Origin of the sequence: Auritidibacter ignavus (genome assembly GCF_003703835.1) — a bacterium.
Taxonomy (GTDB): Bacteria; Actinomycetota; Actinomycetes; order Actinomycetales; family Micrococcaceae; genus Auritidibacter; species Auritidibacter ignavus.
On the sequence record NZ_RDQR01000004.1, the window covers coordinates 1 to 21,560 of the forward strand.

Consider the following 21,560-nt stretch of genomic DNA (forward strand, 5'->3'; position numbering starts at 1 on the left):
TGGGAGAGTAGGACACCGCCGGACAATCATTACACGGTCGGGGACGAACAGACCACACCGGTGACAACGACGCCACCACCGCCCAGGCTCTGTTCGTCCCCGACCACCATTTAACCCACCAAACACCTGATCGAGGTGTTCAGGTACGCAGGTACGTATTCAGCGCTAAAAAAGTGCCAGTGCTTCGGACTGTGCTATTTTATGTGTATCTGTTGTAGTCTCTTCCAATCATTGTTTGTCACTGACCGCTACCCGGGCGCAATGAGCTAGTGTCCAGTCGTTTCTATCCGACTTCATGCTACGGCGATCACTTCCGCGCGTTTCTTGGTAATGCAACGCGTTCCCTGAGTGCTCTTGACGTGTTGTTGCTGTGGGCATCAGCACCTCAACTGTCGGCCCAGAGGGCGTGGCCCTGGTAATATTAAATATATCGGTAGAGCGTTTAGATAACGATTTACTGATAAAGTTGAATGTCCAAGTTGCACATCGGAACGTTTCCGTGGTGACTTTCCTCAGGCGGAAACGTTGAGGGGCGGGAACATGAAACTCGAGGAGGACCGGCTCATCGAAGCCTATCGGCGGATGAGTCGAATTCGGCAGTTTGAAGAAGTAACAAAAGATTTATTACTTGATGGTCAGCTTTATGGAGCGTTTCACACTTCGGCGGGGCAAGAGGCCTCTATTGTCGGGTCGTGTTTAGCTCTTGAAGAGACCGATTATATGGTTGGTACACACCGGTCACACGGGCACCCTATCGGCAAAGGCGCCGATATCAAGGGGCTGATGGCTGAATTATTCGGCCGCGTGGACGGTGTTAACGAAGGTAAGGGCGGGTCGATGCACCTGTCTGATTTCTCCGTTGGGTCGCTCGGGGAGACCTCGATCGTTGGGTCCGGACTGCCTGTCGCTACCGGCGCCGGGTTGGGCACGAAATTGCAGGGGAAAGACCAGGTCACCTTATGTTTCTTTGGTGATGGTGCTTCCAATGAAGGTGCATTTCATGAGGCTCTCAACATCGCCTCGATCTGGGATCTGCCCGTCGTGTACGTCTGTGAGAATAACGGTTATGGTGAGTTTACCTCCTGGGGAAAGGTAGTGGCATCGGAATCAATCGCTGCCCGCTCCGTGGCTTACGATATGCCGGGCGTTGTTGTTGACGGACAAGAGTTCATGGCTGTGTATGAGGCGGTCAAGACAGCGGTTGATCGGGCACGGTCCGGTGAAGGACCCTCGCTGGTGGAGACTCGCACCTACCGTTTCGAGAACCATGCGATTGGGTTGCCCGTTGAGGAATATCGGGACGACGAAGAGATCGACGAGTGGCGAGAGAACCGTGATCCCCTGGTCCTGTTCCGTGATAAGGCTGAGGAATTCGGTCTGAATATTGCTGATTTAGACAGCATTGATGAAGCGATTATCGATGAAGTCAATGAAGCGGTTGAATTTGCCAAAGCCTCGCCGGAGCCATCGGCGGATGAGGCGTTCACCCACCTATTCACCGAACCCGTCGAGATTCGACACTAGCTGTGTGAGAAGAGGATACAGGCAATGCGTACTTTGACATATCTCGACGCTATCGTCGAAGCACAACGTGACGAGATGGCCCGTGATGAGAACGTGTTCCTCATGGGCTTGGACGTGTCTTGGAACATTACCGGAACAACGGGGAACAAGAATGGCAAACTCTCAGAGCAGTTCGGGTTAGAACGTGTTCGGGACGCTCCCATTTCAGAGAATGGCTACGTTGGCACTGGAGCGGGCGCTGCGATGGTTGGGATGCGACCCATCGTCGAAATTGAAATTGCACCGTTCATCTACGTTGCCATGGACCAACTGGTGTCCATTATTTCGAAATCCACATATATCTACGGTGGTCAAGCATCGCTACCCATAACAATCCGGATGCCCATGATTTATAACGTGGGCAACGCAGCCCAGCACTCGGATCGTCCGATTTCTACCCTTGCAACCATTCCCGGGCTGAAGATTATTGCGCCGTCCACGCCCAGAGACATGTACGGGCTGTTGCGTCAAGCAATCCAAACCGACGATCCGGTGGTGGTCCTGGAAGATTTCACCCGTACCGGTGTACGTGGCGAAGTTCCGGATGCCGACGAGGAATTCACGATTCCCTTGGGCCGGGCCGATATCAAACGGGAAGGCTCAGACGTCACCATCGTGACGGTTGCCGGGGCACTGGGTGCTGCCGAGGCTGCAGCAAATCAACTAGCCGACGAAGGAATTGACGCCGAGATCTTGGACCCGCGATCGATTTTGCCTCTGGACCTGGAAGCGATTCTGACCTCTGTCGCCAAGACAGGAAAGCTTGTTGTGGCCGACCCATGTCATGACTTTTCCTCGATTGCTTCACAGATCTCGGCCGAAGTTGTCCAAGAAGGTTTCTGGGACCTGGAAGCACCGATCCAGCGAGTGACCACTCCGCACACTCACATTCCATACGCGCAGTCGATGGAAAAACCGCTATATCCGAACGCCGACCGCATCGTTGCGGCCGTACACCAAACCATGGAATGAGAGGGGCCGTTGTGACGACTGAAATCAAGCTCCCACAGTGGGGCATGTCAATGGGTGAAGGTACCGTCACGCAGTGGTATGTCAGTGTTGGCGACGAAGTAGAAGCTGGCCAACCTCTCGTTGAAATAGAAGCTGCCAAAGTCACCGACGATGTCAGCTCTCCAACAGCGGGAACCGTTCAGGAAATTTTGGTTGACGTAGACGACACCGTTGAGGTTAACACTGTGCTGTGCGTCGTGGGTGATGGTGCGATGCAGCAACAGGCAGCGCCTCAGGACGGGGATGAGTCACCGTCTGAGACCACTTCGACATCACCGACCGAATCTGAGCGGCGCACCAGCGAGAACACCTCGCATGATGCGGGTGCACCGCGAGGGATTGAAGAAGCTCGCATGAAATCCGGTCGCATCACCGGGGTGGTTCCTTTGGCTCGCAAACTGGCCAAAGAACACGACATCGACCTTGCTCAGATCGACGGCAGCGGAACCTCAGGCCGGATTGTGGCCCAAGACGTCCGAGACGTTATCGAAGGTCGCGACGCTGCACCTGCCGATGACCAAGCCCAGGAGCAACCAAGTACGGCCGAAGCCGGTGGCGTCTCAGCAGAAGGCGAAACGCGGGAGAAAATCCCACGGCTACGTAAAGTCATTGCCGATCGGATGCACGCCAGCCTGTCCGACACCGCACAATATACGCTGACGACCACAGCGGATATCACGGACTTTGAAACCTTCCGGGGTGATGTCGGTGGCGGAGTGAAGAAACCGTCCTACATGGACGCCGTTCTGCGGGCGGTAGCGGCCGCTCTCGGACACCATCCGTTGTTGAATTCCCGACTGGAAGACGACTCCATCGTCGATCCGGGCGTGATCAACCTAGGTTTTGCGGTGGCACTCGAGGACGGGCTCGTTGTTCCGGTGATCCACAACGCCGAACGCCTCGGGCTGGCCGAGATGGCAGAGACCACGCGGGAACTGGCCACACGTGCGCGTGACCAGGACCTGGGCGCTGATGACTTTGATGGAGGAACTTTTTCCATCACTGCACTTGGTGGGCAAGGAATTGATTTCTTCACCCCCATCATTAACCCGCCACAGTCAGCGATTTTGGGAATTGGTCGGGTTCGTGAAGTGCCGACACGGTTTGGGTCAGGCTTCGTGTGGCGCCACGAGTTGCCCTTGAGTTTGACGGTGGATCACCGGTTGAACGATGGGTATCCTGCGGCGTTGTTCCTTGCCGAGGTGGTTGACCTTCTGGGGCAACCGAACAAGCTACTGTAGCGAGTCTCCACGCTGACATTTCACGGTCGTTGGTCCTTCGGTACGGCGACAGCGACCGTGAAATGTGTGCTTTAACGTCTGCTGTGCACGCTGTTGAAGAAGCGCGAGTGGCGAGCACAGTGATTTCAGTTCCTGAGGATGTTTCTCAACCGATCAGTGGCTCAGCCGGCCTCGTCTGACCGAACAACACCGGTGGCTTTCTAGTAGACTAACTCCGACGTGTAGCAAGGTATTTTCGATCGTTAGAACGGCTCGTTAGTGACAGAACATTCAGAACAGCAGTCCTCCCCACGACGTGACCACGGAGGCCAGCGCCCGCACCGTCACAACAACCACGGTGGTCGGTCACACCCAAACCGTGGGCGTGGGCATCACGGGCAGCGATCTGTTCGGGGCCCGCGCAAGGACCGCCCACGGGAGCCACAGATTGACGGAGATGTCACCGGACGGGAACTGGACGTGGCTGTCACCCGCGAACTAGCGGCTTTAGAAGAGCACAACCGCGTCAAGGTCGCCAAGCACTTGGTGATGGCCGCCCGGTACTTAGAAGCAGACCCCGAGCTCGCCTTTGACCACGCACGCGCCGCCTCCAGCCGTGGCGGTCGCATCGGGGTGGTCAGGGAAGCGGTCGGGATCACCGCCTACGAAGCAGAGAAATATCAGGATGCGCTACGCGAGTTCCGGACGTATCGACGTATTTCGGGAGACGATACCCATATTCCGGAGATCGTGGACTGTGAGCGTGCCCTGGGGCGTGGCGAAAAAGCACTCCAAACCGCCGCGGAAGTCAACCGAGAAAAACTAACCAAACGTGTCCGGGTCGAACTTGCTATCGTGGTCTCCGGGATCTTGCAGGACCTCGGTCGCGCTCAGGAAGCCGTTGCAGCGCTCCAGATTCCGGAACTAGATCGGCACAAGGCCTTTAGCTATAGTCCGCGACTATTTACGGCTTACGCGGACGCATTAGAGAACGCAGGACAAGAGCGCGAAGCGCGTCTGTGGCGCCAACGCACCGCTCGAGCGGAATCAGCACTCGGGTTCTCGGTGACTGATGATGATCCAGCGATCATCGACCTCGGTGAAGATTTTGAGCCAGCGCCAGATAAAAGTCCCCGCACCCAGAAAAAACACTCGGGACAAGGAAACCTACGCCGATGAAACTTCGTGACGGACACGATGGGCTCCTCTGTGATCTCGACGGGGTGGTCTATGCCGGGGACCAGTTGATTTCCGGAGCCGAGATCCTCAATGACCTCATCGATCACGGTGTGGCCGTGGGCTTCGTAACCAATAACGCCTCGAAATCTACCGAGGCCGTGGCAGCGAAACTCCAGAAGCTCGGCGTCCACGCCGCGCCAGCTCACGTGTACTCCTCAGCTCAAGCCGGTGTTGAAATACTGCGCGCTGAACAACAGCCCGGAGCAACGGTCCTCGTCGTCGGTTCGGACAGTCTGCGACAAGCGGTAGAACAGGCCGGATTTCAGATGGTGGACCACGCGAGCCAGCAGCCTGAGGCGGTCATTCAAGGTTTCGACCCCGGAATCGGGTGGAAGAATCTCGCCGAAGCGAGCTTCGCAATCCACCGGGGCGCCTTCTGGGTGGCTACCAATTTGGACCTGACGATCCCTCAAGAACAAGGCATCGCTCCCGGCAACGGATCGCTGATTGGAGCGGTCACCCAGGCCGTGGGCAGAGGCCCCGATGTGGTGGCTGGCAAGCCGGAACCGCAATTATTCCAGCTGGCCGCCCAAGCTCAGGGAATGAACCGCCCGCTGATGGTCGGTGACCGGCTCGATACCGATATTAAAGGTGCACATGCGGCGGGATTTACTGCGGCCCTGGTAACCACCGGAATCCACCAGCCAGCCGACGTAGCCGGTCGTGACAGAACAGAACAACCTGACGTGATCATTGATCATTTGGGACAATTGGTCGAGGGCGCCCATGAATGACGACGTTGAACTCACGGATGCCAGGTTACTCGAGATTCTCCAAACTCTCGACGGGATCCAGGACCAAGACATCGCCACCGAGCGTCAGCGATACGAGCAGGTGCTGAATCAGCTCCAGGATCATCTCAACGACCCGAATGCGGCAGGGCCCACGCTGTGACCTCGACACCTGGGCAACGGTTGGACCACTATTTGGTTAGTGCCGGGCTGGCACCCACCCGAAGCCAGGCGGCAGGCTTGATTCAGCAGGGGGTGATCACCGTCAACGGCCAGGTGGTACATAAACCCGGGAAAAAAGTTGCCTCCGACGATACGGTGGAATCCCAGGCCGACCAGCAGCAGTGGGCATCTCGGGCCGGGCATAAACTGGCCGGTGCTTTGGACATTTTCCGCGGAATAGACGTCAAGGGCGCTACCTGCCTGGATGCCGGAGCTTCCACGGGAGGATTTACCGACGTGTTATTGCACCATGGAGCTGGACACGTGCACGCGGTGGACGTGGGCCATGACCAGCTGGTGCCACGGCTGCGAGTTGACCCCCGGGTGAGCGTGTATGAAGGCCTGAACATTCGCGCGCTGAGCCTCGAAACGCTCGGGGAGCCCGTGGAGGTGGTGGTTTCCGACCTATCATTCATCTCACTGACCTTGGTGCTGGAACCGCTGGGTGGAGTGTGTGCCGACGGCGCCGATGTGATGCTGATGGTCAAACCACAATTTGAGGTCGGCAAGAAAGCACTCCCCAAATCCGGAGTGGTGACCGACCCCCAGGCCCGATTGCAAGCGGTGACTCGCGTGGTGCATACTGCTGCCCGGCATGGGCTCGACCCGGTCGGGCTCAGCGCATCCACTTTGCCAGGACAGGATGGCAACCGGGAATTCTTCTGTCACGCCGTGAAAAGGCCCTCCGCCGTCTCGGCCGACGCGCTTGCCGACTGGGTACGACGCCAAAACGTAGACTGGGGAGAGTAACGGTTGACTGACCGGGTCAGTGCCGATGTTTTCTCCACAGAGTGCTGGCCGAAAAGTACACGCTGATCCCGTGAGACGGTACAGTGATCTGAAGCGAGACGCGCGAGCTTGGAGGTATTGGAATGGCGCCACGCAGGATTCTGATCCTGACCCACACCGGTCGTGAAGATGCCATTCAATCCGGACTCGATGTTGCTGACGAACTGTTAACGTACGGGCTACAACCGGTCATGATGCGTGATGATGCCGAAGCGATCAATCAGGCCATTATCACCGGGGCCGTGCCCCGTCGCACCATGGTGGCCGACGTTCTCGAAGATGCCGGTCAGCTTGGTGATATTGATCTGTGCGTGGTGCTGGGCGGAGACGGTTCGGTGTTGCGGGCTGCTGAGCTGGTGCGCGGTACCGAACTGCCGTTGCTGGCGGTCAACCTCGGCCACATCGGCTTCTTGGCCGAATCTGAACGCACCGATATTCCCTCCACCGTGGCTGCGGTGGCTGAAGAGGCTTACGACGTTGAAGAGCGCATGACCATCGATGTCAGAGTTTTAGTTGACGATCAGCTGGTGGCCCGAACGTGGGCATTGAATGAAGCCTCGGTCGAAAAATCCAACCGCGAACGCACTCTCGAGGTCGTCATCGGGGTCGATGATCGCCCGATCTCCACCTTCGGATGTGACGGGGTCGTGATGGCTACCCCGACCGGTTCGACTGCCTATGCTTTCTCAGCCGGAGGACCGGTCGTCTGGCCCGAAGTCGAAACGATGCTGATGGTGCCACTGTCTGCCCACGCGCTCTTTGCCCGGCCCCTGGTCGTTTCGCCGCGCTCGGTCATGTCCGTGGACGTGTTGCAACGCACCAATGAGGCCGGGGTGCTGTGGTGCGATGGCCGTCGAACCGTGGATCTACCCCAGGCAGCTCGGGTGGAAGTCACCCGCTCGGATCAGCCAGTGCGCCTGGCACGGCTGTCGCACACGCCCTTCTCCGAACGACTGGTCCGCAAGTTCAAGCTTCCCACCAAGGGATGGCGTGGGTCGATCTCAGAAGCCGATCGGGCAGAAATAGCCGCCCGATCCCTGGCGCGTCGTCAGTCCGCAGCCTCCACCGGCTCATCCGGGGTTGAAGTCGTGGAGCCACACCACTTGGCACCCAAAGTCGAAGTCACCGAGCCGCGCACCACCGAGTTGCCGGTGGTGACGAAAGCTGATGAGAAGAATCCGCTGGTGACCAGGGCGCAATTACGAGCAGACCGGACGTCAAACCGGTCCGAGGACTAAAGGGGAGGCCAGTACCGTGATAGAGCACCTAGGCATTTCGTCGCTGGGCGTGATCGAATCCGGGGGTCTCGACCTCGGGCCGGGTTTCACTGCCCTGACCGGTGAAACCGGGGCCGGGAAAACGATGATTGTCACCGCGTTGAACCTGTTGCTCGGAGGCCGGGCTGATGCGTCGCTGATTCGTCGCGGAGACCGCAAGGCCGCGGTGGAAGCTGAATTCATTCTGCCCGAGAATCACCCCGTGGCCGGGCTGGTTGAAGAAGCTGGTGGCTCTGTAGACCCGTTGGAGGACAACGTCCAGGTGCTGGTCTCCCGGACAGTGACCGAATCCTCCGGATCCACTCGCTCCCGGGCCACCGCCGGTGGCCGGAGTGTGCCGGTGAGCTTGTTGGTAGCCGTGGGCGAACACTGCATCGCCATTCATGGGCAGTCCGAACAATTGCGCTTGCGTTCTGCGACCGCTCAACGCCAAGCTCTGGATTCCTTTGCTGGAGCCGAGCTGAAAGACACGCTGGAGACTTATCGGAAGAATTTCTCTCGCTGGAACGCAGTTCGAGAAGAACTCCAGGCGCTACGCGCCCAAGCCCAAGACAGGGCACTAGAGGCCGAGAACCTGCAACGCTCGCTGGAGGAGATCGACGAGGCCGAGATCACCGAGGCAGAAGACCAAGAGTTGGCTTCCACCATTGCGCGACTGGAAAATATTGAAGACCTCAGGTCCGCAGCAACTACCGCCCGTGGCGGGCTGGCCGGTGAAGACGACACCGATCTGAATGCGCCCAGCGCAGAAGTGTTAGTGGAGGCTGCTCGACAGTCCTTGGCGAGTTCACCGGGAGATGATCCGGTGCTTCAGCAACTCGCACAACGGCTGAGCGAAGTGGGGATCCAGCTTGCCGATATTTCTACCGAATTGGCCAGCTATCTGGCCGGGCTCGATGATGAAGGCCCGCACGCGTTGGACCAGGCCCAAGAGCGTCGAGCTGAACTGGATCGGCTGAAACGTCTCTACGGTCCCGAGTTGACAGACGTGCTGGCCTGGGCCCAGGACCACCGGTCCCGACTCGATGAGCTACAGGGCGATACCGGTCGCATTGAAGAGCTTGAGACCGAAGAACAACAGCTCCACCAGGCCGTCACGCAGGGAGCAGAACAGCTCCGCTCCCTGCGCCTGGGTGCCGGTGAGATGCTATCGGAGAAAGTTACGGACGAACTGCACGGGTTGTTGATGCCCACCGCCGAACTGACGGTCCGGGTCAGCCCGTTAGAGACCTTCGGGCCCTCTGGAGCAGATGATGTAGCCATTCTGCTACGGCCCCACCCCGGCTCCGACCCGGTGCCACTGGGCAAAGGTGCTTCCGGAGGCGAGCTCTCCCGCGTCATGCTGGCACTCGAGCTGGTACTGGCCGATACCGACCCGGTCCCGACCTTCGTTTTTGACGAGATTGATGCCGGGGTCGGGGGAGAGGCCGCCGTACAGATTGGACAACGTCTGGCCGCCCTGGCTCGTCGGGTTCAAGTCATTGTGGTGACTCACCTGCCACAGGTGGCAGCTTGGGCAGATCACCACCTGAAAGTCACGAAGAATCCCGATACCGCGGCCGGGGTGACGACCTCGGATGTACAGGAACTGACCCGTCGGGAACGAGTTGAAGAACTGGCCCGCATGCTTGCCGGGCATGCTGACTCCTCCTCGGCGCAGGAACACGCCCGCGAGCTACTAGACCAGTCGCAACTTTGCGACTAACTCACTCAGTGAACCCCGGGCGCTCCGTCAGGCCCCGGTGCTAGAGAGGATTCGAGAAATCGTGAAGAACCGTGACGAAGATCAGCGCGCCAACCAGACCCAGGACTGTGTGGATCAGAGCTACCGGGCGCCGGTGAGGCACCGGGAAACTGCTTTCCACGGGGTGGTCTGGGATATCCGACGCGATACTTTCGAGCTGGACGCCGGCGGCAAACGCCAGGAACTGACCCGAGAATATATGGCCCATCCCGGGGCAGTGGCGGTCCTGGCGCTCAACGACCGGGATCAGGTGGCGATGGTGCGCCAATACCGTCACCCGGTGTCCACGTTCTGCTGGGAAATCCCGGCCGGGCTCTTGGACGTCTGCGGCGAATCGCTGGTAGCCGCAGCCCAACGGGAACTGGCCGAAGAGGCTGGCCTGGAAGCCAAAGACTGGCAGATTCTGGTGGATCATTTCTCCACCTCCGGGGCCTCGACCGAAGGGACCCGAATCTTTCTGGCGCGCGAAGTGGCCCAGATTCCCGAAGAGAACCGGGCGGAGCTACACGCCGAAGAGGTGGGGATGCAACTGCACTGGGTGGACCGTGACCGGGTCATTCAGGCAGTACTGGCCGGCGAGATTCACAATGCCAACACCATCATGGCGGTGATGAGTTACACCGTGGGTTCAACCCAGCCATCCTGGCCGGTGCGCGAGCTGGATGATAAGTGGTTGGGTCGTAGCGGTGCTTGATCCGCGCGAGTACCCGGCAGGTTTAAGCACCCCAGCCCAGCGGTACCTCGATGCGGTGAGTATTGAACGGGGCCTATCGGAGAACACTCTGAAAGCATACGAACATGACTTGACTCGCTACGTGAACTATCTGGTCTCCCAGGGGCTGAACGACATCAGCCAGGTCACCACCCATCACGTCACCGGGTTCTTACAAACCATCCGCACCGGGGCCGATGGCGAGACCGCAGTGGTGGCCCGTTCGGCAGCGCGGATGCTCGCCGCCGTGCGCGGGGCACACGAATTCTGGGCGGTCGAAGGGTTGGTGGACCACGATCCGGCTCGGGAGGTTTCGCCACCCAGCCTGGAACAGAGCCTGCCGAAAGCTCTGAGCATCGACGAGGTTGCCCGTCTGTTGGAAGCACCCTCACCGGATACCCCGGCTGGGCTACGGGACCGGGCGCTGCTGGAATTTCTCTACGCGACCGGAGCCCGGATTTCTGAAGCGGTGGCCCTGGATGTTGACGATATTGTCCAGGCTCTGGATGGCACCTCCCAACCGGTGGTGCGACTGTTCGGCAAAGGATCCAAAGAACGCATCGTGCCGCTGGGATCCTACGCCTACCGGGCATTAGACGCTTGGTTGCGTCGGGGACGCCCGGGCATCGTCTCCCGGGGGAGGGGCACAGCGGCACTGTTTGTCAATCTGCGCGGTTCCCGGCTCTCTCGCCAATCTGGGTGGACCATTTTGAAAAAAGCCGCCCAACGGGTCCAGCTCACCGACGAGGTGTCGCCACACACGTTGCGACACTCGTTTGCGACCCACTTATTATCTGGGGGAGCTGATGTGCGGGTGGTCCAGGAACTGTTGGGACACGCTTCCGTGACCACCACACAGGTATATACGTTGGTCACCGCTGAGAGTTTGCGCGAGGTATATGCGACCGCGCACCCGCGGGCGATGAGGTCCTAAAGTGTATACCTTCAGGTTGCACTTTAACCTCAAGGCTCGCCGAGAAAGAGAGTGAACAACGGCTAAACTGCGACTTTCCCATTAGGGTAGTGTTAGAAGAATTTTCGAGGGTCACTAACCCCGGGGAGATCATACACCAGAAGTTTTGCAGGAGCTGTCTAGACCGTGAACGACCAACAGCAACCGTTACCCGTCATGATGGTCACCGGAGAACCGGTGATGGGGCCCACCGGCCGCCCTAAACACGACTTCCCCAACCCCCCGGCACTCGAAACCCACGGTCCGGCACGTATCATTGCGATGGTCAACCAAAAAGGTGGGGTCGGCAAAACTACCTCGTCGATCAACCTTGGAGCAGCGTTGGCTGAATACGGGCGAAAGGTGCTGATGGTCGACTTTGACCCGCAAGGTGCGCTTTCGGCAGGCTTCGGGACCAATCCCCACGAGATGGATCTGACCGTGTACAACGTGATGATGGAGCGAGACATCACTGCTCGCGATGCCATCATCCCCACCCGACACGAGAATATTGACCTCTTGCCGGCCAATATTGACTTGTCGGCTGCTGAAGTGCAACTGGTCAACGAGGTGGCTCGTGAACAAGTGCTCGAACGGGCACTGCGCCAGGTACGCGATGACTACGATGTGATCATCATTGACTGTCAGCCCTCGCTCGGATTGCTGACCGTCAACGCGCTGGCCGCCTCCCACGGTGTCATCATCCCGTTGACCGCAGAATTCTTCGCACTGCGCGCGGTGGCTCTGCTGGTAGAAACGATTGAGAAGGTTCAAGACCGCATCAACCCCGACCTCGAAATCGACGGTGTGTTGGCCACCATGTTCGATGCGCGTACTCTGCACTCCAAAGAAGTAGTCGGTCGACTCGTTGAAGCCTTTGACGATAAGGTTTTCGAAACCGTCATCTCCCGGACGATTAAATTTGCCGACGCCACGGTGGCAGCAGAACCGATCACCACTTTCGCCCACAACCACCCGGGTGCTCAGGCCTATCGGCAACTGGCCCGGGAGCTGATCTGTCGTGGTGGTGCACCGTGAGCCTCGCCGAACTCTCCGGCGATGCCCTCACCACTACAGCGCACCCCGAAGACTTCGAGGAGACCGACCATGGCGGTTTTCAGCTTCGCCTGAAAAATTTTGAGGGACCCTTTGATCTGTTGTTGTCACTGATCGCCCGCAAACGCCTGGAGGTGACCGAAGTCGCCCTGGCGGAGGTCACCGACGAGTTCCTGGCCTATGTGCGCACCATTGAGTCCACGGTTGATGCACTGGATGAAACCAGCTCGTTCATGGTGGTGGCAGCGACCCTGTTAGATCTCAAAACCGCCCGGCTATTGCCGGCTGGGATCTCGGATCCAGACGAAGAACTGGCGCTACTGGAAGAACGAGATCTGTTGTTTGCCCGTCTGTTGCAGTACAAAGCCTTCAAACAGGCTGCTGCGCTGATGACCCAGCGCATGGCCGAAAATGCCAGCGCGGTGCCACGACGGCCCGGTCCTGAACCGGCCCACAGCCACTTTCTCCCACCACTGGTGCTCAACACCACCGTCGAAGAATTCGCGCAACTGGCGCAGCAAGTCTTTTCCCGAACTCCCGTCGAGGATGGCCCTGACCAGGTCGGTACCGATCACTTGCACTCACCGGTGGTCTCCGTCTGGGAACAAGTCAGTATCCTCTCCTCCCGGTTAGCCCAGGCTGGACGGATGAGTTTTACCGAGCTGGTCGCCGATGCCGACAACACCATGACCGTGGTGGCACGGTTCCTGGGTCTCTTGGAGCTCTACCGGGACCGGCTGATCTTCTTGGAACAAGACCATCCGCTAGATGACATCCAGGTGCAATGGCACCCCGAACGTGATGCCCGGCTCCGCCCCGAGCCGTCTGTCACGGAGGGGGAGCATGACTGAGTCTCTGGCCGAGCTACGGGCCAGCCTCGAAGCGGTGCTGATGGTCATCGAAGAGCCGGTGACTATCGATCAGCTGGTCCAAGCCACCGAAGCCACCCCAACGGAGGTACTCCAGGCCCTCGAACGGTTACGCGCCGACTACGACGGTGAAGCTACCGGACCCCGGCGGGGGTTCGAACTGCGCGATGTCGCTGGAGGCTGGCGGATCTACTCTCGTGGTGAGTATGAGCAGACTGTGGAACGATTCATGGTCAGAGGTGCCACCGCTAAACTGTCACCTGCTGCCTCCGAGGCCCTGGCAGTGATAGCCTATTTGCAACCGACTACGCGTTCACGAGTTGCCCAAATTCGGGGCGTGAACTCCGACTCGGTGATTCGGAGCCTGCAAACCCGAGGCTTGATCCAAGATTCGGGTCAAGACCCGCTCACCCAGGCTGTGTTGTACACAACCACCGGATATTTCTTAGAATTACTAGGTCTCGATTCTGTCGCAGACCTGCCGAAACTTTCTCCCTTACTTCCTGGGTTGGCTGATCTTACCGATCTGGACATTCCCAACGACACCGAAGGATAACTCTGTATGGCAACCCGCAAGCCGCGAGGCTCCGGACATTCCTCGTCCCGTCGTACCCCGAAAGCAGGGCAGAAAGGCGGGCCCTTCTCCGGAGCAGACTACGACCGCACCCTTGGCCCGGTGAAATCCGTCCAAAAGTCCCAGCGCTCCGCGTCGGCTTCCGCCCGACGCGGTTCAGCGCGCGCTCAGCACACCCCGGATGGACAACGCCTGCAGAAAGTCATGGCCGCGGCCGGTGTAGCCTCCCGCCGCGTCTGTGAGGACCTGATCACCGAAGGCCGGGTGGAAGTCAACGGCGTGCTCGTCACCGAGCTGGGCACCCGCGTGGATCCGACAACCGCCGAGATCGTCGTCGACGGAATCCGCGTCCACACCAACCCCGAAACCGTCTATTATGCGTTCAATAAACCCCGTGGCGTGATTTCTACCATGCACGATCCCGAGGGTCGACGCTGTGTGGCTGACTACGTCGAAACCACCGATCAGCGCCTGTTCCACATTGGCCGGCTAGATAATGAGACCGAAGGCCTGTTGCTACTGACCAACGATGGAGAACTGGCCAACCGGATGTCGCATCCCTCCTACGAGATTGCCAAAACCTACCTGGTACAGGTTCGCGGGCCGTTGGCTAAAGGGGTGGGCGCCCAACTGCGCGCCGGCGTTGAGGTCGAAGAGGACGGCATAGTCTCGGTGGACTCCTTCCGGGTGGTGGATTCGACTCCCGGACATGTGCTGTGTGAAATCACCTTGCACTCGGGACAAAACCGAATTGTGCGCCGGATGATGAAAGCCGTCGGCTATCCCGTGGAACGCTTGGTCCGGGTCGCGCACGGCCCCATTGTGCTTGGTGACCAGCGTCAAGGCACCCTCCGGGTGCTTAACCAGCAAGAAATCGGGCACCTGATGGCCGAGGTGGGACTGTGAGCCAGCCACGTTTTTCCCGCACTCAGCGGGTCGATACCCAAGCGCTGGCCGAGGCAACCGAAGAAGTCTCCCAGCGGCATGCCATTGCCGAACCCGTGTTGATTCGTGGCACCGGACTGCTCGGGACCAGCATCGGTCTGGGCCTGCGCGCCGCCGGAGTCGAGGTGCTCTTGTCCGACCCATCGCCCTCCGCCCTGGCAGTGGCCGCCGATATTGGCGCGGGAGCGGTCTGTGACCCCGCGCAAGCTCAGCCGGGTACCGTGGTGATCGCAGCACCCCCGGACGTCACCGGCCAGACAGTGGTTGACTCACTCCAGCACTACCCGCATGCGGTGGTCCTTGACATCGCCTCGGTGAAAGTCGCCATCGCCGATCAGGTGCATCAAGCAGTCCAGACCGGTGTGATCGCGGGTCAGGACGCCACCCGGTATATTGGTACCCACCCGATGGCCGGACGCGAAAAATCTGGTCCGGTCGCTGCCCGTGGCCAACTATTCACTGCTGCCCCCTGGGTGGTATGCGCCCGGCCAGACACCGCTGCTACCGCCCTGGCCGTTGCCGAAGATCTCGCTCGGGTGCTAGGTGCGACCGTCTACCGCCTCGACCCGGTTGATCACGACCGTGCGGTGGCCCTGGTCTCACACATGCCCCAGATCACCGCGAGTCTGCTGGCCAGCCGGTTGCAGAATATTCCGTCTCAGGCGCTGGAACTGGCTGGCAACGGGTTGCGCGATACGGTCAGAATTGCTGGGAGTGACCCCAGGCTGTGGGTCCAGATTCTGGCAGCTAACTCCACCGAAATCCTGCCACACCTCTACGGGATGAAAGCTGATCTCGACCGCCTGATTTCCACCCTGGAGGACCCCACCGCTCTCGGGGCGCGCCTGGACGTGGCCCAGCTGATCGATGAAGGCAACCGTGGACAGGCCAGAATTCCGGGTAAACACGGCAACCCTGCGCAATCCTTTGCGGTTATCACCGTGCTGGTGGACGACTCGCCCGGCCAGATCCTCGCGGCCTTGCAGGATGTCGCCGAGGTCGGTACCAACGTCGAGGATTTGCGCATGGACCACTCCGCTGGGTACCAGGTCGGAATGTTAGAGATTTCGGTGTTGCCGGGCCAAAAGGATCTCCTGGTGCAGGAGTTGACCTCTCGAGGATGGAAGGTGCTCTAGCTGATGACTTCACCCCGTGCTGACCACACCGCTCAGGCGCCGTTGGTTATTGCCATCGACGGGCCGTCAGGGTCGGGCAAATCCACCGTGGCGAAAGCTCTCGCACGACATTTCCAGGCTCGCTACCTGGACACCGGGGCGATGTATCGCACCGCCGCGCTGTGGTGCCACCACCAGGGAGTGGACCTGGCTACTGCGCCCAGCCCGGAGCGGACCGAACGAATCATCGAGCTGGTCCAAACCATCCCGGTGCACCAGGACCTCGACCCTGATGCCCAACTCATCCTGCTGGATGGCTCCGATGTCACCGAGGCCATCCGGGACCCAAACGTCTCGTCGATGGTCTCGGCGGTGTCCACCATTCCCCAGGTACGCGAGATTCTGATTGCCCGGCAACGTCAGCTCATCGCTGGTAGCCCGCGCATTGTGGCTGAAGGTCGAGATATCACCACCGTGGTCGCCCCGCAGGCTGATGCGCGACTGTTGTTGACCGCCTCCGAGACCTCTCGGATGGCCCGACGGGGACTGCAACAACAGCAAGAATCAACCCAAGCATTAAGCGCCGAAATTACCGAGCGGGACCAACGAGACCTCTCGGTGGTGGATTTCATGACACCGGCCGACGGGGTGGCCCTGGTGGATTCCACCGAGCTGGATCTGGACGAGACGATTGCCAGTGCACTGCAGGCAGTGCAGACTCAATTGGCGGAGAGGACATACCGATCATGACCGAGCGTGACGACCACGACGACACTGAGTTCACCCCCTCGGGTCCCGACACCGTCGACGAGTCCTTTGCGGCGCTGACCGATGAGGACTACCGCAACCGTGAAGCTGCGTATCGGGCTGGACTGGAACAGTATGACCTCGATGACGAGGACACCGCCCTGTTAGCAGCTGGCGAGGATGAGGATCCGCTCCGATTCCAACCGAACCATGTTCCTCCCGTGTTGGCCGTGGTCGGTTGCCCCAACGTGGGTAAATCCACCCTGGTCAACCGCATCATCGGCCGTCGGGAAGCCGTCGTGGAAGATGTTCCCGGTGTCACCCGCGACCGGGTGCAGTATCAGGCCGAATGGAACGGCGTGGACTTTACCCTGGTTGACACTGGTGGCTGGGAGTACGGGGTCAAAGGTATGGCCGCTCGCGTTGCTGAACAAGCCGAACGCGCGGTGGAACGCGCCGATGCGGTGATGTTCGTCGTCGATGCCACCGTGGGGATCACCGCCACCGACGAAGCAGTGGTCACCATGTTGCGTAAATCCGGCAAGCCGGTGATCCTGGCGGCCAATAAGGTCGATGGGATGAACCAGGAAGCTGACGCGGCGATGCTGTGGGGCCTGGGCTTCGGCTACCCGTTCCCGGTCTCGGGCATCCATGGTCGAGGCACCGGTGACCTGCTCGATGCGGTGGTGGCCACCCTGCCGGAAGAATCCGCCTACGGTCAGGCTCCAGATCTCACCGGGCCGCGCCGAGTGGCGCTGGTGGGGCGACCCAACGTGGGTAAATCCTCGTTGCTGAACACGCTGGCCAATGCTGAACGTGTGGTCGTCGACAATACCGCGGGAACAACCCGCGACCCGGTCGATGAGCTGATCACCCTGGATGGTCGCACCTGGAAATTCGTTGACACCGCCGGCATCCGGCGACGGCAACACATGGCTTCTGGGTCCGACTACTACGCCTCACTGCGCACCAAATCTGCCCTGGACCGCGCTGAGGTAGCCGTGGTGCTGATGGAAGCCCCCGAAGTGGTCTCCGAACAAGACGTGCGGATTATCCAGATGGTGTTGGAGTCCGGGCGAGCCATGGTGTTGGCCTTCAATAAATGGGACCTGATGGATGAGGAGCGCCGGGATGATCTGGAACGCGAAATCGATCTGGACCTCAGCCACGTGTCCTGGGCGCCACGCATCAATATTTCCGCCAAAACCGGCTGGCACAACAACCGGCTGGTGCCGGCCCTTGATACTGCGCTGACGTCCTGGGATCAGCGCATCCCCACCGGTCAGCTCAACTCCTTTATTGGGGAACTGGTCGCGGCCCATCCGCACCCGGTGCGTGGGGGCAAACAGCCTCGCATCCTGTTTGCCACCCAGGCCTCAGCCCGGCCTCCAAAATTTGTGTTGTTCACCACCGGGTTCTTGGACCCCGGGTACCGTCGGTTCATTCAGCGTCGGCTTCGGGAGACGTTTGACTTTACCGGGACGCCGATTGAGATCACCATGCGGATCCGCGAAAAGCGCAAGCGTTAACACACACGCCACACAGTGGCCAGGATTAGAGCCTAAACAGGGCCTTGGCATCGGGGATAATCTCGCGACCGCCGAGACCTGCCAGTTCTAGCAACACCGTGATACCGACCAGTTCGGCACCGCGGGCCTGGATCAGATCCATTCCGGCCCGCAACGACCCGCCGGTAGCTAAAATATCGTCAACGAGCAACACCTTCATCCCCGGGGCCAGGTCGGCCGAAACCTCCATGGTTTCCGTGCCGTATTCCAAGTTGTAGTTCACTGAGGCAACCGGCTGGGGGAGCTTGCCCTTTTTGCGCAACGGGATGAAGCCACGGTTGGCCTCGACCGCTAAGGCACCAGCCAAGATAAACCCCCGAGCCTCGATTCCGGCGACGACATCGAACTCACCAGCATATGGTTCGATCAAGGCTGCCATGCAAGAGGTGAAGGCCCGCCGGTCGGCCAAGAGTGGAGTAATATCGCGGAATGTCACCCCCGGTTCTGGATAGTCCGGTACCGAACGAATCAAGGACAGCGCACGATCAAGTTCTGCGGTGGAAACCGGGGAGTGTTGCATGGTCTCCAGTCTACGGTGTTCGCACCACGTCCGTGCCGGTCATCTCCGCGTCGACCTCCCGTTTCGTCATTCCGGGTTAACCTGGTGTAGTATATTCCAGGTGCTCTTCGGAGACCACACGATTCGGGCTGTGGCGCAGCTTGGTAGCGCACATCACTGGGGGTGATGGGGTCGCAGGTTCAAATCCTGTCAGCCCGACCGAATAGATCAGCAACAAGCCCAGCTCAGGCACGATGTCTGAGCTGGGCTTTTCTGATGTGCTGTTGCCGGCGGTGTAACCGGTTCTCGTTGACAAAATATCGTCAAAATTTCTCAGTGCATCACGGCTGTGAAACCGATAGAATAGGGACTTCAGAGGTCACACGCGATCACATCGTGTGCGTCACGTTGAGGAAGGACATGCGAGCGGTATGGCACATGAGGGTGCGGTCCCTGGAGGAGAGCCCCAGGACGAATCAATCGAGACGACCACGGTCGGTTTGCCTCGATTTGAGCCAATCAGTGAACGCTCTCTGAACGCAGAAGATCGGGCAGCAATTAATGCTCTGCCCGTCGGCTCGGCTCTTTTGGTCGCCCACGAAGGTCCACACCAAGGGTCCAGATTCCTGCTCGACCGTGATGAAGTCGTCGCCGGACGGCACCCCAAGGCTGACATCTTCCTCGATGACGTCACTGTCTCCCGCCAGCACGCGAAGTTCCAGCGCGTCGAAGACGGTTTCGTCCTTTACGACACCGGATCGCTTAACGGCACCTATGTCAACCAAGACCGCGTTGATTCAGTCAAGCTTCGGTCCGGTATGGAAGTTCAAATCGGCAAATTCCGGTTGACCTACTACGAAGGTATTCAACCGGTTCAGTAGCGCCACCTCGGCTAGCGTAGCTCGAGGGTGACTCCCGTGATGTGCTAGAGCGATCGGCTCGCTGTGCGGGAACCGAGTGGTGATCTGTTGTACCCGTGACTGACGTTCTGAAGGTCGTGTTGTGAATCCCGTTTCTGCTCTGAATTCCTATCCCTCCGGTTCCTCGCGTGGAGTGGCAGGACTGCTGACCATCGGCGAGGTTCTGGCTGAAATCAATGATGAGTTCCCCGAGGTGCGGGCCTCAAAAATTCGGTTCTTGGAAGAAAAGGGACTCATCACCCCACGACGGACACCGGCAGGATATCGCAAATACTCCCATACCGATATCGAGCGGTTGCGGTTCATTCTCTCGGTCCAACGTGACCAGTACCTTCCCCTGCGGGTGATCAAAGATTATCTGGACGCTGTGGATGCTGGACAACACCCTGAATCTTTGCCCGGGGGGCTACGGTTTGAACCTCGTAGCGTCTCCGAACAGCTCGCCCAAGAAATTGCCGGTCATGCCCGCCCCCTAACCCGTTCGGAGCTTATCGGAACCACTGGTGCCGATGAACAACTGATCGCCGGACTTGAAGCCAATAAACTGATCTGGCCCACTGACTCCGGTCGCTACACGGAGCACGCTCTGAAAGTAGTGCGGGCGGCTATGGTTTTGTCCACTCATGGGTTTGAGGCCCGCCACCTCCGCCCGTTCCGGATGATGGCTGATCGAGAATTGGGGCTCATCGAACAAGCCACCGCCGGGCTGAAAAACTCCGCCCAGACTACGGCGGCATCGCAGCGTGAAGAAATTGCCCGCGATATCTCTCAGGCCTGTCTTGAACTACATGCGGCGGTGATCGGTGCAGAAATCGCCGAGGCCACTGACGAATAATGCCACCACTGGTCCCAGGGAAGTGCCGACTGCGAGTCTCCCGCGCTACTGATACTGTTGTGACAAATGTAAACTCGAGCGACACGCTGGAGAAAAATGGGCAGGGTCTTTGACCCGGGACAGCTCACCGCATAGCGTTATCTTAGACGTTCCAGATCACTCACCTCATGAGTTCTGTCGGGTCGAGGGCTACCATAGTCTCAAGGGTAGTTTCAGCCCGTCTACGCGACTCAGAAACTTCCCCACAATGGAGCGCGGAAACAGGAGGAATCGTGTCAGGTATCCATGACGCGGGACAGACAGACGCCGAGCGCCAGGCTCAAGGCGTACTTTTCAGTGATGACGCGCCCTGGCTTGCTGAAGAGATCGGTTATCGGGGCCCCACTGCCTCTAACGCTGCGGGCATCACCTATCGCCAGCTGGACTATTGGGCTCGCACCGGGTTGGTCGTGCCGAGCCTGCGCGGTGCTAAGGGCTCAGGGTCACAGCGCCTCTATTCTTTCCGTGACATCTTGGTCCTCAAGGTGGTTAAGCGTCTGTTGGATACCGGCGTTTCTCTGCAACAGATTCGTAGCGCTGTTGAGCACCTGCGTGAGCGCGGTGTCGAAGACCTCGCTCAAATTACCCTGATGTCTGATGGTGCCTCGGTGTACGAGTGCACCTCCGCAGATGAAGTGATCGACCTGGTGCAGGGCGGACAGGGTGTCTATGGTATTGCTGTCGGACGGGTATGGCGCGAGGTCGAAGGCACGTTGGCCGAGTTGCCAGCAGAATATTTGGTCGAAGACGCCCAGCATCCTCGTGGCGTGCAGTCGTTCCCTGGCGACGAGCTGTCGGCACGCCGGGAAGCCCGCCGTCAGTCGGCCTCTTAAAGCCACTCGTTGCGTGGCTTTCCAGCCCGGGGTGCTGAGAAGCCGAAAGACACACACGATATGCAAACAGCCCGCTTGATTTAGGTGGACTGTTGTTTCC

General features: G+C 59.4%; 22 protein-coding genes and 1 tRNA gene. 22 read left to right on the forward strand and 1 reads right to left on the reverse strand.

Going from position 1 to position 21,560, the window contains the following annotated elements:
- Nucleotides 1-540 precede the first annotated feature (540 nt).
- The 18 genes from DYI20_RS03320 to der all read left to right on the forward strand — a co-directional run bounded on the left by DYI20_RS03320 (nt 541) and on the right by der (nt 18,295).
- A complete protein-coding gene (locus tag DYI20_RS03320; RefSeq protein WP_110100421.1) occupies nt 541-1,524 on the forward strand; it encodes a thiamine pyrophosphate-dependent dehydrogenase E1 component subunit alpha in 984 nt (327 codons plus the stop codon).
- Between the two features lie 24 nt (nt 1,525-1,548).
- A complete protein-coding gene (locus DYI20_RS03325) occupies nt 1,549-2,535 on the forward strand; it encodes an alpha-ketoacid dehydrogenase subunit beta (protein WP_110099293.1) in 987 nt (328 codons plus the stop codon).
- A gap of 11 nt (nt 2,536-2,546) precedes the next feature.
- The gene (locus DYI20_RS03330) at nt 2,547-3,815 is read left to right on the forward strand and encodes a dihydrolipoamide acetyltransferase family protein (RefSeq protein WP_158524700.1); all 1,269 of its coding nucleotides are present in this window, start codon (nt 2,547-2,549) and stop codon (nt 3,813-3,815) included.
- Nucleotides 3,816-4,073: 258 nt separating this feature from the next.
- On the forward strand, nt 4,074-4,973 hold the full coding sequence (locus DYI20_RS03335; protein WP_110100424.1) for a tetratricopeptide repeat protein: 900 nt from the start codon (nt 4,074-4,076) through the stop codon (nt 4,971-4,973).
- Nucleotides 4,970-5,767, forward strand: coding sequence for an HAD-IIA family hydrolase (locus DYI20_RS03340; RefSeq protein ID WP_110100425.1), 798 nt, complete (start codon nt 4,970-4,972; stop codon nt 5,765-5,767). The genes DYI20_RS03335 and DYI20_RS03340 overlap by 4 nt, the downstream gene beginning before the upstream one ends.
- Nucleotides 5,760-5,927: a hypothetical protein gene (locus tag DYI20_RS12275; protein ID WP_158524631.1), complete on the forward strand. Its 168-nt coding sequence runs from the start codon at nt 5,760-5,762 to the stop codon at nt 5,925-5,927. Before DYI20_RS03340 ends, DYI20_RS12275 begins: the two co-directional genes overlap by 8 nt.
- Nucleotides 5,924-6,736 carry a TlyA family RNA methyltransferase gene (locus DYI20_RS03345; RefSeq protein WP_110100426.1) on the forward strand — a complete coding sequence of 271 codons (813 nt, stop codon included), beginning with the start codon at nt 5,924-5,926 and terminating at the stop codon, nt 6,734-6,736. The genes DYI20_RS12275 and DYI20_RS03345 overlap by 4 nt, the downstream gene beginning before the upstream one ends.
- 122 nt (nt 6,737-6,858) lie before the next feature.
- The gene (locus DYI20_RS03350) at nt 6,859-8,013 is read left to right on the forward strand and encodes an NAD kinase (RefSeq protein ID WP_110099297.1); all 1,155 of its coding nucleotides are present in this window, start codon (nt 6,859-6,861) and stop codon (nt 8,011-8,013) included.
- A 16-nt stretch (nt 8,014-8,029) separates the two neighbouring features.
- Complete coding sequence (gene recN, locus DYI20_RS03355) at nt 8,030-9,757, forward strand: DNA repair protein RecN (RefSeq protein ID WP_110100427.1); 1,728 nt, start codon at nt 8,030-8,032, stop codon at nt 9,755-9,757.
- A gap of 61 nt (nt 9,758-9,818) precedes the next feature.
- On the forward strand, nt 9,819-10,490 hold the full coding sequence (locus DYI20_RS03360; protein ID WP_110100428.1) for an NUDIX domain-containing protein: 672 nt from the start codon (nt 9,819-9,821) through the stop codon (nt 10,488-10,490).
- Nucleotides 10,459-11,442, forward strand: coding sequence for a site-specific tyrosine recombinase XerD (gene xerD, locus DYI20_RS03365; protein WP_110100429.1), 984 nt, complete (start codon nt 10,459-10,461; stop codon nt 11,440-11,442). Before DYI20_RS03360 ends, xerD begins: the two co-directional genes overlap by 32 nt.
- 195 nt (nt 11,443-11,637) lie before the next feature.
- Entirely contained in the window at nt 11,638-12,498 is an 861-nt protein-coding gene (locus tag DYI20_RS03370; RefSeq protein WP_110099358.1) for a ParA family protein, read from the forward strand.
- Nucleotides 12,495-13,367, forward strand: coding sequence for a segregation and condensation protein A (locus DYI20_RS03375; RefSeq protein ID WP_158524701.1), 873 nt, complete (start codon nt 12,495-12,497; stop codon nt 13,365-13,367). Before DYI20_RS03370 ends, DYI20_RS03375 begins: the two co-directional genes overlap by 4 nt.
- Nucleotides 13,360-13,941, forward strand: a complete 582-nt coding sequence (scpB, locus tag DYI20_RS03380) for an SMC-Scp complex subunit ScpB (RefSeq protein WP_233487846.1) — start codon at nt 13,360-13,362, stop codon at nt 13,939-13,941. The genes DYI20_RS03375 and scpB overlap by 8 nt, the downstream gene beginning before the upstream one ends.
- Nucleotides 13,942-13,947: 6 nt before the next feature.
- Nucleotides 13,948-14,865: a pseudouridine synthase gene (locus DYI20_RS03385; protein ID WP_110099302.1), complete on the forward strand. Its 918-nt coding sequence runs from the start codon at nt 13,948-13,950 to the stop codon at nt 14,863-14,865.
- A gap of 44 nt (nt 14,866-14,909) precedes the next feature.
- Entirely contained in the window at nt 14,910-16,040 is a 1,131-nt protein-coding gene (locus DYI20_RS03390) for a prephenate dehydrogenase (protein WP_110100588.1), read from the forward strand.
- A gap of 3 nt (nt 16,041-16,043) precedes the next feature.
- Nucleotides 16,044-16,769: a (d)CMP kinase gene (gene cmk, locus DYI20_RS03395; protein WP_110099303.1), complete on the forward strand. Its 726-nt coding sequence runs from the start codon at nt 16,044-16,046 to the stop codon at nt 16,767-16,769.
- Nucleotides 16,766-18,295, forward strand: coding sequence for a ribosome biogenesis GTPase Der (gene der, locus DYI20_RS03400; protein WP_122548879.1), 1,530 nt, complete (start codon nt 16,766-16,768; stop codon nt 18,293-18,295). Before cmk ends, der begins: the two co-directional genes overlap by 4 nt.
- A 25-nt stretch (nt 18,296-18,320) precedes the next feature.
- Here the strand turns inward: der and DYI20_RS03405 are convergent, their stop codons facing one another.
- The gene (locus tag DYI20_RS03405) at nt 18,321-18,854 is read right to left on the reverse strand and encodes an adenine phosphoribosyltransferase (RefSeq protein ID WP_110100431.1); all 534 of its coding nucleotides are present in this window, start codon (nt 18,852-18,854) and stop codon (nt 18,321-18,323) included.
- A gap of 124 nt (nt 18,855-18,978) precedes the next feature.
- On the opposite strand from DYI20_RS03405, the gene DYI20_RS03410 reads away from it, so the two are divergent.
- The 4 genes from DYI20_RS03410 (at nt 18,979) to DYI20_RS03425 (ending at nt 21,460) form a co-directional block, all read left to right on the forward strand.
- Nucleotides 18,979-19,052 (forward strand) — tRNA-Pro (locus DYI20_RS03410).
- Nucleotides 19,053-19,264: 212 nt separating this feature from the next.
- A complete protein-coding gene (locus tag DYI20_RS03415; protein WP_110100432.1) occupies nt 19,265-19,714 on the forward strand; it encodes an FHA domain-containing protein in 450 nt (149 codons plus the stop codon).
- 121 nt (nt 19,715-19,835) lie between these two features.
- Nucleotides 19,836-20,588 (forward strand): transcriptional regulator FtsR, encoded by a 753-nt coding sequence (gene ftsR / locus DYI20_RS03420; protein WP_233487848.1) that lies wholly within the window; start codon nt 19,836-19,838, stop codon nt 20,586-20,588.
- 272 nt (nt 20,589-20,860) lie between these two features.
- A complete protein-coding gene (locus tag DYI20_RS03425; RefSeq protein WP_233242807.1) occupies nt 20,861-21,460 on the forward strand; it encodes a MerR family transcriptional regulator in 600 nt (199 codons plus the stop codon).
- Nucleotides 21,461-21,560: the final 100 nt, after the last annotated feature.